The organism is Collinsella sp. CM84Y_54 (genome assembly GCF_036317945.1).
Taxonomy (GTDB): Bacteria; Actinomycetota; Coriobacteriia; order Coriobacteriales; family Coriobacteriaceae; genus Collinsella.
Window position 1 is genome coordinate 37,004 of the sequence record NZ_JAWQCX010000003.1, and the last position, 11,906, is coordinate 48,909.

Here is an 11,906-nt window from a genome sequence, read left to right on the forward strand (position 1 = left end):
TCCGGATTGCTTGCCTTAGAGGCCGTACACTTCGACCATAGCTTCGCCAATGCGATGGGGCACGCCGGTGACGAGTGCGTTGCCCATGCAGAAGGCTCGATGGCCGTCAGTCATGCCCGTATCGGTCCAGCCTTTCGGGAATCCCTGAAGCTGGTCGAGCTCGTCGGGAACAAGACGGCGGAAACGGCCATCGGGACATTCGATGACGTGCTTGAAGCGGCTCGCTCCCGTGCCGCCTTCTCCTGTGAGGATGGTGCGGCTCGGCTTGTCGGTGGCATCCGGGAAGCTCATGGCTCCCTCGGAATACGTGTACGTAAAGCCTGTCTTTTTGTTAGTGCGCTCTTCGCGCTTGCTGCCCTTAAGGTAGCGCCAGTCGGGAAGCTTTTCGTCGGAGATGTAGAACTGCTCCGGGACATCAGCCTCGTCGACAAGCACGTCGCCAAGCACGTGGCGCTCACCGTGATAGTCCTCGGCAAAGTCGCAGGTCAGAACATGACAGCCCTGCATGACGCCAGCATTCTTGAATTGAGAGGTCTTTTGGCCGACGCCAAAACGAGTTGAGTTCTCGTAGGGGTCGGGCAAAACGTCGAGCTCGGACATCTCGTCGGGATAGATGGCGGGGAAGGCTTTAGCCATGACGCCGTTGTGCATGCGATTAACGAGATCAACCTTGCCAGCGTCCTTTTCGCAGAAGATATAAACACGCTTGCGACGCTGGGGGAAACCGTATTCGGCAGAGTTGACCACGCGCCATTCGACCGTGTAGTCGAGGTCGGCAAGACAGCTTAGGATGATGGCGAAGTCGCGACCGCGTTGAGACGCGGGCGACTTGAGCAGGCGGTCGACGTTCTCAAAGAGACCGAACTTGGGCTTCTTCATTTCGAGGAAGTGATAGATGTCCCACCAAAGGACGCCCTTCTTGCCCTCGATGCCGTGTGCCTGATTGAGCGGACGCGCGACAGAGTAGTCTTGGCAGGGGAAACCGCCAACAACCATTTGGACATCGGGGATTTCGATTTCTTTCGCCTCGGCCTGCTCCAGGACCTTATTGATGTCTTCGTTGACGACGGAATCATTGCCGAAGCGATCCATGTAGCAACGGGCCGCGAACTGACGCGCCTTGGTTCCGGGCGGCTCCCACTGATTGGCCCAAATGGTGCGGAAGGGGCCGGCGGGCTTCATATAAAACTCGGGATGGCGAGGGTCGGCATAGCCTTCGAGACCCAAACGAAATCCACCGACGCCCGCAAAAAGCTCGGCAATATTAATCTCAGACACGTTTCTCCAATCGCTGCTGTGTCCGGTTATGGTGGTCACAACAATAACCGATCGAGGGGACAATCAAGACCTCAATTTTCTGGGCGTTAGTAGTTGCTCTGAACTACCATGAGGTTAGTTGCGAGTTTCGGAGGTATCCCGTGTCTAAGAAGCGCCTCGATTTCAAGCGCATGCTTGACGATACTGATTTTTCTGACCCCTCAAGTATTGAGCGCTATGCTGCCAATCTCGATGGCATGACGTTCCGCGATATTCTCGAGCTCGGTATTGCTCCGGAGGGGGAGAGTGCGCCCAAGGACTTTGGCTCCAAGAAGTACAAAGGCGGTATGGGCACTCTTATCGAAGAACGTTACTTTGGCTACAAGGCCAATAGTGACGATCGCCCCGACTTTCCCGAGGCGGGCGTTGAGCTCAAGGCAACGTGTTTTGATGTGCTCAAGAACGGCCGGAAGTCTGCTGGCGAGCGCCTTGTCCTGACCATGATTCCTTATGACCGACCTGTTTCGCTCGACTACGACAGTTCTCATCTCAAGACCAAGCTCAGCAATATCCTGTTGATTTACTACGGCCGAGATCGTTCCATCGATAAATACGACCAACGCATTGAGCGTGCGGTCATGGTTCGTCTGCCCGAAGAGGACATGAAAATCATTCGCGCCGACTACGAGAAAATCATTTCGTACATTCAGGATGGTCGCGCAGACGAGCTGTCGGAGGGCATGACCACCTACTTGGGCGCCTGCACAAAGGGCGCAACCGAAGCGACAATGTGGGTCGACCAGTACTACGAGTACTTCAATACCGATACGGGCGAGATCGAACGCCGTCGCGCGAAACGTCGCGCCTTTTCTCTCAAACGCTCGTACATGGACTATGTGCTTCACGCCTATGTTCTCGGTGCCCCGCGTATCGGCGAGAGCATCGTTCGAGGCGACGACGAGTCCATTGATTTCGAAAGCTACGTAACTGGACTGATCGAGCAACACTATGGCGAAACTGATCGCCAGATTGCGGAGCAGTACGGCTTGGAATACACAGGAAACAAGGCGCAATGGACGACACTCGTTTATCGCATGCTCGGCATAAAAAACAATGCTGCCGAGGAGTTCGTTAAGGCTGGGATTAACGTCCGCGCTTGTCGCGTTAATAAGAGGGGGCACATCGAGCAAGCAATGTCCTTCCCTCCGTTTGAGTTTAAGCAGCTAATCAATGAGGATTGGGAAACGTCTTCCTTCCGTGCGCGCCTTGAGACCAGTCGTTTCTTCTTTGTCGTGTTCCGTGAGGACCACGAGGGGGAGTGGCGCCTTGACCGCTGCCTATTCTGGGCAATGCCGGCAAACGAAATCGAAGGCCCCGCAAAGGCTTGTTGGGATGAGACACGAAAGGTCATTCGCGAGGGCGTTGAGCTCAATCCGTATCGGGATGCAAGCGGAAAGCTCAAAGTGACCAACAACCTGCCCGGTATGGCAGACAACCCGATCGTTCACGTCCGCCCGCATACCTCAAAAGCTGCGTACAGATTCGCCGACGGAACCGAAATCGGCGATATTGCGAGGAACGCCTACGAGTTGCCCGACGGACGTTGGATGACCAGGCAATCGTTCTGGTTTAACAAGGGCTATTTGGAGCATATTTTGGGACTGTAACAAGACCGTCTTCACATGCTGGTGCGCCCCGGACGCTGTCCCGGCTGTGGTATCGATGTCGTGTATGACGATGCGGACACCTAATTGTCTGTCGGGTGCTTCTGCCTTTGGGCGATACCTTGCCGCCAGGAGCGCTCGCCGGTACCTAAGATATCTTACAGGTAGATCCCCTCGCACAGGGGCTTGTGGAACTGGGTGTGGTGGTCGCGTGCCCAGGTAAAAAGTGCCTGGTCAAAGTTGCCCTGTCTGGCGTGGATGCCAAAGACGCCGGCGACTTCCACGCGCACGAACTCCAGCGCGGGCAGCTTGTTGATAGCCGTGAGCGCAAACGGCGACATGGGCTCCTCGAACAGGTAATGGCTGCCTTGCAGCGCGCCACAGGCGGTGCAGGTGCTGGCGAGCGATACGGTTTTGGTGGTGCGCGACGTTACGGGCTTGTAGCCGCAGCGCTCGCGCAGGTAGTCGCGGATCTCGGCCGGCACGCAGCCCAGCGCGGGAACGATGGCTATGGCGTTGGCGCGGGCGGTGTCGATTGCGATGTGGCCCGCGTCGTCCATGGCGGGCGCAGCGCCGGGCGCGGCCTTGCTGCCCGAGTCCTCGGCCACCCGATACGGAATGCCAAAGGCCGCGACCGTCGTCTGCTCGTGGCACTTCCAACATTCGCGCTTGCCAAGCACCAGATAGATGTAGGGCGCGCTGGGGTCGGAACGATCCACGCCGGGCAGCCACGCGGCAAAGGGCTCGGGGTTGACGCCATCGGGCACGTACCAGATCTTCTTGACCCGGTCCCACTTGGCGCCCAGGGCCTTGGCCTGGTCTTTGTGCGAAAAGGGAACATCGAGCTCGGTGCGCATGGCGGCTCCTTTGTGCGGCTTGCGGTGCATGTGCTCCAAGGATACCCCAGCGGCGGACGTCCGATGCATGCCGACGGAATTGCTGATGTTCTTGCTGTTGGCCGCGGCTGGTTGCAAACGCGACGGTGCCGTTGGGGCATTGCTATAAGTCAGCAAATGAGCAATTTGGCCGTCCAAGCAGTCGCAAAGCAAAATGGAAGTCCCGCGCCGTCAAGCAGTTTTGCCACTGCTGCACTACATAACCACAGTTAAACGCGGCAATTCGCTCTTGTACAGTCTTAACCGTGATCACACGTCATTAGTAGCTCAGAGGTTAGGGCGGTGACTGAATGGCTCGGTACAAAGGCGAGAACAGGGCATGGGAAGGAGCCGCTCGGCTGCTCGCAAATCCGGCGCGCGGACGTGAAGGTGTGCGAGACCCCCTAAGCACGTGGCCGAGATTGGCGGGTGGAGCCTGCGCCAAGTCCAGAAGTGGTGCGCGGACGGGACGCTCCCCGCGATGATGATCGGCGGCACCTGGGCGATCAGCGGGCAGAAAATCTGCGACATGCTCGGCATTGAGGACTAGCGATGCCTATGGAAGCATTCAAGGAAAATGACACCGGTGGCCGTATACTTGGCGGCGGGGCCACCGGCGGCGAGTGGACAGGCCGGGGGCCTGTCGTGGCTGCATCTTACAGCTCGGTCACGGGGAGCGCCGCCTCGCAGCTCGATTGCGGGGTGAGCCAGCATGAACGATAAGGAGAAGGCCGACTTGGCGTTCCTCTCTATGGAGCCGCCCAAGAACTACGAGACTTGGAAGAACATCGGCATCAGCTACGAGGCCGCTGGAGGCGACCACGACACGTTCCTTAGCTGGTGCTCCCACGACCCCGAGAAGTACGACGAGGCCGTTACCCGCAAGCTCTTCAAGCATGTGGACGAGGGCGGTAGGATCACGGCGGGCACGCTCTTCTGGCATGCGGCGAACGCAGGCTGAAAGAGTACGGGCGACCATACAAGCGGAGCGCTTTGCACGGCCTCCGGCGGCCAGGACCTCTCCGGATTGCCGTACTTGGAGCAGGCGATCAAGCAAATCGAGGCCAAGGCGTTTTACCTGCACTTCTGCTGTTTACGGGAAGCAAACAGCCGTTCGGTGACGTTTTCAAGCTTAGGTCTCCAATCCCTCTGATTGCTGCTAATCTATAAAGTTAGCGAGTTGAATTCTTTTCGAGTTTGTGACGCTCGCATACGGTCATTCTAGGACGCCGAAGGGGTGATTGCGATGAGCGTTGATAGTTCCACGGAGGATAAGGCTCAGAGCGCCTCCATTGGTGCTGTGGATTTGTTTTGCGGGGTCGGGGGCCTGACCTACGGTTTACGCACCGCTGGCATCGATGTGGTGGCTGGGTTTGACCTCGATTCCTCTTGCCAGTACGCCTACGATGCGAACAACGGCAAGGACAAGTTCATCTGCAAGAACATCGCCGAGGTCACCGGGGAGGAAGTCAAGGAGCTCCTGAAGGACTTTGACATCAAAGTCTTGGTAGGGTGCGCTCCTTGCCAGCCCTTCTCGAAGCACCGCAAGGACAAGAAGCATCGCGAGAAGCACAAAGACTGGGGGTTGCTTGCGCAGTTTGGGAGGCTTGTACGTGAAGTGCAGCCAGATTACGTGTCCATGGAGAACGTGCCCGAGCTCGAGAAGGAGAGCATCTTCTCTGGTTTCTTGAACACGCTTAAGGAGTCCGGATACTCGGTGGAATACAGCGTCGTAAAGGCTGAGGAGTACGGTGTGCCCCAGCATCGGCGGCGATTGATTCTGCTAGCTTCTAGAAATGGGTCCATCAGCTTGATTGACCCTACGAATGATAACGCTCATGCTGTTACGGTTCGGCAGGCAATAGGTGCGCTGCCTGCCGTGAGCGCTGGCGGCTCTTGCAGGGGGGACTCTCTGCAAACGGCGTCGGCGCTATCAGAACTAAACTTGAAGCGCATTAAGGCTTCGACGCCTAATGGCACGTGGCGAGATTGGCCTGAGGATCTGAGGCTTGATTGTCATAAAAAGGCTGCTGGCCAAACGTACCCTGCGGTCTACGGGAGGATGGCTTGGGACGAGACGTCCCCAACTATAACTACGCAGTTCTATATGTACGGTACGGGCCGGTTTGGGCATCCAGAGCAAAATCGAGCCCTAACCTTGCGTGAGGGTGCCGTCTTGCAGAGCTTCCCGCAGGATTACAAGTTCATTAGGCCTGGCGAGAAGATCAGCAAGAAAGCTGTGGCACGGCATATTGGAAACGCCGTGCCACCAAAGCTCGGCGAAGCGGTTGGCAAAAGCATAATTGCCGCTTGCGTACACTAGCCCTCTTCTGATTCGGTCATACCGCGCCGATATTCACCGGCGTTGAGGTAGGTCGAAACATCCTTGCGGAGCTGCATCAAAAATGAGTCAACATGATTGACTAGCTCCGCAAGCTCCGATGTTGTCACCTGATTGCTTGCTTCTGCAAACGAAATTGATCCATGAGCTAGGTCATTCCGTCGATTCTTGATGTCTTTAAGCTCGCTCTTAATCTCATCCCTCTTGCAGTTCGCTATATCATCATGAATCGATATTCCGTGGTCATCAAAGAGCTTGAGGATTTTGTCTGCATCTAGATTTCCACCGGCGATGGTGTTCCGAACGCTGAATTGAAGTACGTTATTTTTAACAGCATGATCAAGCAACCTCTTGCTTATGGACTCGGCAGTACTATTGCTGGCTTTTGGGTCGCTCAACCCGTTATACATTTGGGTATGATGCCAAATCGATTGAAGCTTTTCGGAAACCTCTGCGTAGCCGCAACCCTCGTCCTTTACTCTGTCGTAAATCGCCTGCATGAGATTAGTGACTGAGTACTCAATGATGTTGTAGATCATAAGCTTGACGTTGGAGCGGATGACACTGGAAACGAGGGTCACATCTGGTGTCGATGAGGGCAGGCCACTGGGATTTGCCTTTTCAGCGATTTCGTACGCTCCTCGCATTACAGCATTGTAGCGCACGCCCTCTGCACCTTGGTCAAGCGAATCGAGCAGGGTCGCGAGCGTAATCATGCTCTTGGTCTCACCAAGGCGGTCGTTGTAGACCTCTTCGTACCCCAAGTTAAAGTCATTGGAATCCATAAGGTTTACCGCTCCGCCTTCAGCTTGTTGGCAACGAAATCAATGCGAGCTTTCAACTTGGCCTTTACGTTTGCCGAGTCTGACCGCACAAGGGTCTGGAACTCTTCGCAATCAACCCAAGACATGTCTTTGCGCGAAAGGTCCTTGTCCTCCGACAACGCCACGGCAACGCCGACCGCAATAGCTTCGAAACGCGCATGAGGAGTCGTTTTTCCTGTCGGTGTCTTTTTGAAACCCCTGTCTCCCAAGCACTTCTCAACGTATTCCAACATTTCTTTGAAGCGAGCGACGAGTTCATTGCGCTTGTCAGGTGACTCGGCAAGCTCGATGTTCATGCGATTCGTGTATTCATCCAGGTAACTAGCAACGCGGTCTTTGTAACCCTCGAAATCTGGGTAGCCGTCTGCATAGGCGAAGAAACGAGTGACAAGTTCCATGTCATCGTAGTGTTTGCGCGCCGTCTCGCTTAACGGGGCAAGTTTTATAAAGAGCGGATCTTTGGAGAGCTCGCTTACTAGTTTTGTAAAATCGCCGCCCATGGAGCCACGGCGAATTTCTTGCGATTTGAGCTGCTTGCCCGATGAATTGATACGACGAAAAATCTCCTGTCGGACGTCAAAGGTGGTCCCTTCCTCAAGGTAAACCACTCGAAAGCTCGCGTTATCGAATCTTCTTTGTACTTCTATGGGAAGTTCTGAATAGGTCTTTCCGTTGACAGATGTAAGGATGTCTAGATTGCACAAGGTTAAATCGCCTCTGGCAAAGTTCACCAAGGCGTTCATCCTTTGCGCTCCATCAACGATTTCCGTTCTGCCATCTTCAGCATCGGCAAAGAACATGTAGGGAATGGGCAGGCCAATTAGCACAGACTCAATAAAGTAGCTGCAGTCAACGTCTGTCCAGACGAAGTTCCGTTGATAGTCAAGCGGAATGTAGAATGCATCAGCATTGAACTTATTGATGAGGTATTCCGCAACGTATTCGCGAGTGCTGAATCGCACATCCTTTTTCTTGTCGCGAATCTGTTCGGAAATCTCGATCGTCTCACTTTGTTGATCAGTCAATCGCCTTCACCTCAATCTATAGCAGGACGAAGCCAACTTAGGTCTGACTGGCTGTGGGATGTGAAGCCCTCTCCCATAACCAATGCTGCACTCTAATGATACCAGCAGATGCCTGGCATTAGAGTCGTGCCCCTCTGCCACTTTGTGACGCCCGTCTAGGCTGCTCGTATCGAGTAACTGGGCGGGCGCCTTGTTGTGCCTGCCGCGATTTGAAAGCAGGATACATGGACGGTGAGACTCATGGCGACGAGGCGGCGAAGGTCGAGCTCGCGGAAGGGCAAGAGGACGCGAGGTCGGCAGAGGTGGCGGACGCCCTTCGCTCGGGGATCGAAGCGGTGGAGGGCGCAGCAGCCGACGAGCGCGTGGAGTACTGAGCTCAGGCTCGCTGGGGCGCGGAGCGTCAAGGCCGCGCGTGCCCTTCTCGACGAACACGGGGGCGACGTGGGCGCGCTCAAGGAGGCGGAGCCCTGACTCTTCTCGGTCTCCCCGCGCCCGCTGGGACCACGGGGCTGCCAAACGCGGGAGCCGCTGTTTGTGTCGACGACAAGCTGAACATTGTGGCGCGACCAAATTGAGCACTTTGGCAAACACGCCGCGTTAACCTATCCCACCGCCTTGCCGAGCATGAGCGTCGCCTCCATACGGTGACTCGCGCCGGTGAACTCGACCAGGCGGCCGTGGTGGACGATGCGGTCGATCATCGCCGCCGCCATCTTGTCGTCCCCCAGGACCGTGCCCCACTTGCTGAACTCAATGTTTGTGGTGATGACCAGGCTGTGCCTCTCGTAGCAGTCCGACACCCCCTGGAACAGCAGCCTCGCGCTGTCGAGGTCCAGCGGCACGTAGCCGAACTCGTCCAGGATGACCAGGTCGTTTCTGGCGATGTCCCTCATCGCCGCCTCCAGCGAGTGCTCGCGCGCCGCCTTTTGGGATACATTTGGGATACAGCGCTATATACAAGAAACCGGTCTACCGCATTTCCGCAGGTAGACCGGTTGAACATTTGGTGGGCGTTAGAAGATTTGAACTTCTGACCTCTTCCGTGTCAGGGAAGCGCTCTCCCCCTGAGCTAAACGCCCGATCAAGGGTGCGCAAGCGCGCAAGGGATAATATAACGGAGCCTGAACTCGGTGGCAAGAACATTTTTAAAAATCGCTTACATTGTGGAATTCGGGGGCTTTGTTATATCCATTTCAAAAGAGCCTGCTGCCGCGATTTGGCTGTCGCATAATGCAAGGCCATTGCGGTATCGAGCTATGGAAAGACGCCTGCGGAATTGTCCTACCGATAAGCGGACAAGCCTCTAGCTGATGCCTTCGCCGTGGTAAGGTAAGCCGAATTGTTTCCAGGCTGTTTCGGGGGAGTGGAATGAGCAAAGAGTGTGTCGAGCAGGTCGAAGGCGCAGGGGCTTCGGTGCCGATGACCGATATATCGAACATTGATGTGCCCGAGGGCACCGACGAGCTCAGTCGCAGCACCCGCCGTGCATGGCGCGATCGCCTCAACGATGCGTCGTCGCGCAAGATGGCATTGGGCGTCTTGGCTACGCTGGTGGGCGGTTCGTTTTGGGGCTTCTCGGGCACCAGCGCGAGCTTCCTGTTCGATACCTATCACGTTGATACCCTGTGGCTTATGAGTGTGCGCCAGATTCTCGCCGGTCTGCTCTTTATGGCCGTGGTGGTCACGCGCGATCGCGAGCGTCTGGTTAAACTCTGGACCACGCCCGCCGACCGCAAGCAGCTGTTGCTCTTTACCGCCTTTGGCCTGCTGTTCAACCAGTTTTGCTATCTTTCGGCCGTGCGCCTGACCAACGCCGGAACTGCGACGGTGCTCCAGTGCCTGCAACTGGTCATCATTATGGGCTACACCTGCGTGGTCGACCATCGCATGCCTCGCGTGCGTGAGGCCGTTGGCATTGGGTTGGCCCTAGGCGGCACCTTTTTAATCGCTACCGGCGGCGACCCGACCAGCCTGAGCATATCGCCGCTTGGCCTGGTCGCAGGCCTTATGTGTGCGGTCAGCGCCACCTGTATGGCGGTGATTCCCGCCAAGATTCTGTCCGAATACGGCAGCCCTATTGTTACGGGCTCAGCTATGCTTACGGCGGGTGCCGTTTCGAGCGTCTTTGTGCAGCCGTGGGCTCATATGCCGGCCCTCGATGCTGCCGGCGTCGAAGCGCTCGCGGTGTTTGTGATCGTAGGCTCTTTCCTGGCGTATATGCTCTATATGCAGGGCGTCAAGGATATCGGTTCTGTACGTGCGAGTCTTATCGGAACTGCGGAGCCGGTCTCGGCAACCATTACCAGCGCCGTTATGCTGGGCACGGTGTTTTTGCCGACCGACCTTATCGGCTTTGCCATGATCATCGTGATGATGTTCCTCACGGTGTAGCGGGTGCGGTTGCTTTAAAGGATAATGGGCTGGCGGCGCGTTGCTTTGGCGGCGCGCCTTTGTCTATAGAGAGGACCTCTTATGAAGTACTTTGGCACCGACGGATTTCGCGGCGAGGCCAACGTTGGGCTGACGGTAGAGCACGCTTATAAGATCGGCCGTTTTGTGGGTTGGTATTACGGTGCCAACCGCGAGCGCAAGGCACACGTGATCGTGGGCAAGGACACGCGTCGTTCGAGCTACATGTTCGAGGCGGCGCTGGTGAGTGGCCTGGTCGCGAGCGGTGCGGACGCATATATGCTGCACGTGATCCCAACGCCGGGCGTGGCGCATCAGACCGTGGAGGGCTGCTTCGATTGCGGCATCATGATCAGTGCGAGCCACAACCCGTTTTGCGATAACGGCATCAAGCTCGTTAACAGCGACGGCTTCAAGATGGACGAGGACGTGCTGGAGCTCATCGAGGACTATATCGATGGCAAGGGCGAGGTGCCGCTGGCCACGGGCAACCAGATCGGTGCCACGGTGGACTATATGCAGGGCCGCAACCGCTATATTGCCTCGCTCATCGCAAGTGCGAACTTTTCGTTGCAGGGTGTCAAGATCGGCATCGACTGCGCCAACGGCTCGGCGTCCTCGGTGGCCAAGCCGGTGTTCGACGCGCTGGGCGCCGACGTGCGCGTGATCAACGCCGCGCCCGATGGCTTTAACATCAATGTGGACTGTGGCTCCACGCATATGGAGCGCCTGCAGCGCCACGTGGTTGAGCAGGGCCTGGATGTGGGCTTTGCCTACGACGGCGATGCCGACCGCTGCCTGGCCGTGGATGAGCGCGGCCGTGTGGTCGACGGCGACCAGATCCTGTACGTGTGCGGCGTGTACCTGAACAAGCACGGGCGCCTTTCGGGCGGTACCGTGGTTCCGACGATTGCCAGCAACTTTGGCCTGGTCAAGTCGCTGGAGCTTGCCGGCCTGAGCGCCGTGACCAGCGGCGTGGGCGACCGTCACGTGTATGCAAAGATGCGCGAGGGCGGCTACAGCCTGGGCGGCGAGCAGACGGGTCATACGATCTTTGGCGATATCGAGCGCACGGGCGACGGCATTATGACCTCGCTGCGCGTGATGGAAGTGATTCGTGCCGAGCGCGAGACGCTCTCGCAGCTCACGGCTCCGTGCAAGCTGCTGCCGCAGGCGCAGGTTGCCGTGCGCGTGGCGGATAAGGACGCCGCGCTGGGCAACGTGGGCGTGCAGAATGCGATCGCCGAGGCCGAGGCATCGCTGGCGGGCGAGGGCCGCGTGCTGGTGCGCAAGAGCGGAACCGAATCGGTGATTCGCGTGCTGGCTGAGGCTCCCGACCAGGCAGCTGCCGACGCCGCCATGAAGCGCATCGCCGCCGCACTGGAGGCCCTGTAGTTACGCGGTTTTGCCAAACCGCGTAACGGCTCGACGCTGCAAACGGCCCCAAGTGCCGGGTCTCTGGCTTAGATGAAAAAAGGGGCGCCGCGGATAGATCCTGCGGCGCCCCTTTG

Annotated in this window: 12 protein-coding genes and 1 tRNA gene; 7 read left to right on the forward strand and 6 right to left on the reverse strand. The window is 57.2% G+C overall.

The window, feature by feature from the left end; genetic code table 11:
- Positions 1-15 precede the first annotated feature (15 nt).
- Positions 16-1,278, reverse strand: coding sequence for a DNA (cytosine-5-)-methyltransferase (gene dcm / locus V2391_RS05380; protein WP_138113926.1), 1,263 nt, complete (start codon positions 1,276-1,278; stop codon positions 16-18).
- A 140-nt stretch (positions 1,279-1,418) separates the two neighbouring features.
- Between dcm and V2391_RS05385 the strand changes: the two genes are divergently transcribed.
- Positions 1,419-2,924 (forward strand): Sau3AI family type II restriction endonuclease, encoded by a 1,506-nt coding sequence (locus V2391_RS05385; protein ID WP_138113928.1) that lies wholly within the window; start codon positions 1,419-1,421, stop codon positions 2,922-2,924.
- Positions 2,925-3,079: 155 nt separating this feature from the next.
- Here V2391_RS05385 and V2391_RS05390 read toward each other — a convergent pair whose 3' ends face one another.
- Positions 3,080-3,778 carry a DUF5710 domain-containing protein gene (locus tag V2391_RS05390; protein WP_138113930.1) on the reverse strand — a complete coding sequence of 233 codons (699 nt, stop codon included), beginning with the start codon at positions 3,776-3,778 and terminating at the stop codon, positions 3,080-3,082.
- A gap of 430 nt (positions 3,779-4,208) precedes the next feature.
- Here V2391_RS05390 and V2391_RS05395 point away from each other — a divergent pair, with 430 nt between their 5' ends.
- From V2391_RS05395 to V2391_RS05405, 3 genes are all read left to right on the forward strand, one after another.
- On the forward strand, positions 4,209-4,346 hold the full coding sequence (locus V2391_RS05395; protein WP_138113932.1) for a helix-turn-helix domain-containing protein: 138 nt from the start codon (positions 4,209-4,211) through the stop codon (positions 4,344-4,346).
- Between the two features lie 162 nt (positions 4,347-4,508).
- Positions 4,509-4,757: a PriCT-2 domain-containing protein gene (locus V2391_RS05400; protein WP_138113934.1), complete on the forward strand. Its 249-nt coding sequence runs from the start codon at positions 4,509-4,511 to the stop codon at positions 4,755-4,757.
- A gap of 285 nt (positions 4,758-5,042) precedes the next feature.
- On the forward strand, positions 5,043-6,119 hold the full coding sequence (locus tag V2391_RS05405) for a DNA cytosine methyltransferase (protein WP_117765512.1): 1,077 nt from the start codon (positions 5,043-5,045) through the stop codon (positions 6,117-6,119).
- Here the strand turns inward: V2391_RS05405 and V2391_RS05410 are convergent.
- Together V2391_RS05410 and V2391_RS05415 are read right to left on the reverse strand one after the other, a co-directional pair.
- Positions 6,116-6,922, reverse strand: coding sequence for an MAE_28990/MAE_18760 family HEPN-like nuclease (locus tag V2391_RS05410; RefSeq protein WP_138113936.1), 807 nt, complete (start codon positions 6,920-6,922; stop codon positions 6,116-6,118). The two genes, V2391_RS05405 and V2391_RS05410, sit on opposite strands and share 4 nt — an antisense overlap.
- Positions 6,923-6,927: 5 nt before the next feature.
- Positions 6,928-7,986 (reverse strand): DUF262 domain-containing protein, encoded by a 1,059-nt coding sequence (locus V2391_RS05415; protein ID WP_138113938.1) that lies wholly within the window; start codon positions 7,984-7,986, stop codon positions 6,928-6,930.
- Between the two features lie 224 nt (positions 7,987-8,210).
- On the opposite strand from V2391_RS05415, the gene V2391_RS05420 reads away from it, so the two are divergent.
- Positions 8,211-8,360, forward strand: coding sequence for a hypothetical protein (locus tag V2391_RS05420; protein WP_175406107.1), 150 nt, complete (start codon positions 8,211-8,213; stop codon positions 8,358-8,360).
- Positions 8,361-8,588: 228 nt separating this feature from the next.
- On the opposite strand, the gene V2391_RS05425 is transcribed toward V2391_RS05420, so the two are convergent.
- Positions 8,589-8,930, reverse strand: coding sequence for an ATP-binding protein (locus V2391_RS05425; protein ID WP_117765506.1), 342 nt, complete (start codon positions 8,928-8,930; stop codon positions 8,589-8,591).
- 60 nt (positions 8,931-8,990) lie between these two features.
- Positions 8,991-9,065, reverse strand: a tRNA-Val gene (locus V2391_RS05430).
- 289 nt (positions 9,066-9,354) lie between these two features.
- Between V2391_RS05430 and V2391_RS05435 the strand changes: the two genes are divergently transcribed.
- Together V2391_RS05435 and glmM are read left to right on the forward strand one after the other, a co-directional pair.
- Positions 9,355-10,377 (forward strand): DMT family transporter, encoded by a 1,023-nt coding sequence (locus V2391_RS05435; RefSeq protein ID WP_329738507.1) that lies wholly within the window; start codon positions 9,355-9,357, stop codon positions 10,375-10,377.
- Between the two features lie 81 nt (positions 10,378-10,458).
- On the forward strand, positions 10,459-11,790 hold the full coding sequence (gene glmM / locus V2391_RS05440) for a phosphoglucosamine mutase (protein ID WP_329738508.1): 1,332 nt from the start codon (positions 10,459-10,461) through the stop codon (positions 11,788-11,790).
- Positions 11,791-11,906: the final 116 nt, after the last annotated feature.

Excerpts from the sequence above, each read along its gene's own strand:
- V2391_RS05420 (WP_175406107.1), top strand. The coding sequence starts at position 8,211 with ATGGACGGTGAGACTCATGGCGACGAGGCGGCGAAGGTCGAGCTCGCG.
- V2391_RS05390 (WP_138113930.1), bottom strand. The coding sequence starts at position 3,778 with ATGCGCACCGAGCTCGATGTTCCCTTTTCGCACAAAGACCAGGCCAAG.
- V2391_RS05410 (WP_138113936.1), bottom strand. The coding sequence starts at position 6,922 with ATGGATTCCAATGACTTTAACTTGGGGTACGAAGAGGTCTACAACGAC.
- glmM (WP_329738508.1), top strand. The coding sequence starts at position 10,459 with ATGAAGTACTTTGGCACCGACGGATTTCGCGGCGAGGCCAACGTTGGG.
- V2391_RS05400 (WP_138113934.1), top strand. The coding sequence starts at position 4,509 with ATGAACGATAAGGAGAAGGCCGACTTGGCGTTCCTCTCTATGGAGCCG.
- V2391_RS05405 (WP_117765512.1), top strand. The coding sequence starts at position 5,043 with ATGAGCGTTGATAGTTCCACGGAGGATAAGGCTCAGAGCGCCTCCATT.
- V2391_RS05435 (WP_329738507.1), top strand. The coding sequence starts at position 9,355 with ATGAGCAAAGAGTGTGTCGAGCAGGTCGAAGGCGCAGGGGCTTCGGTG.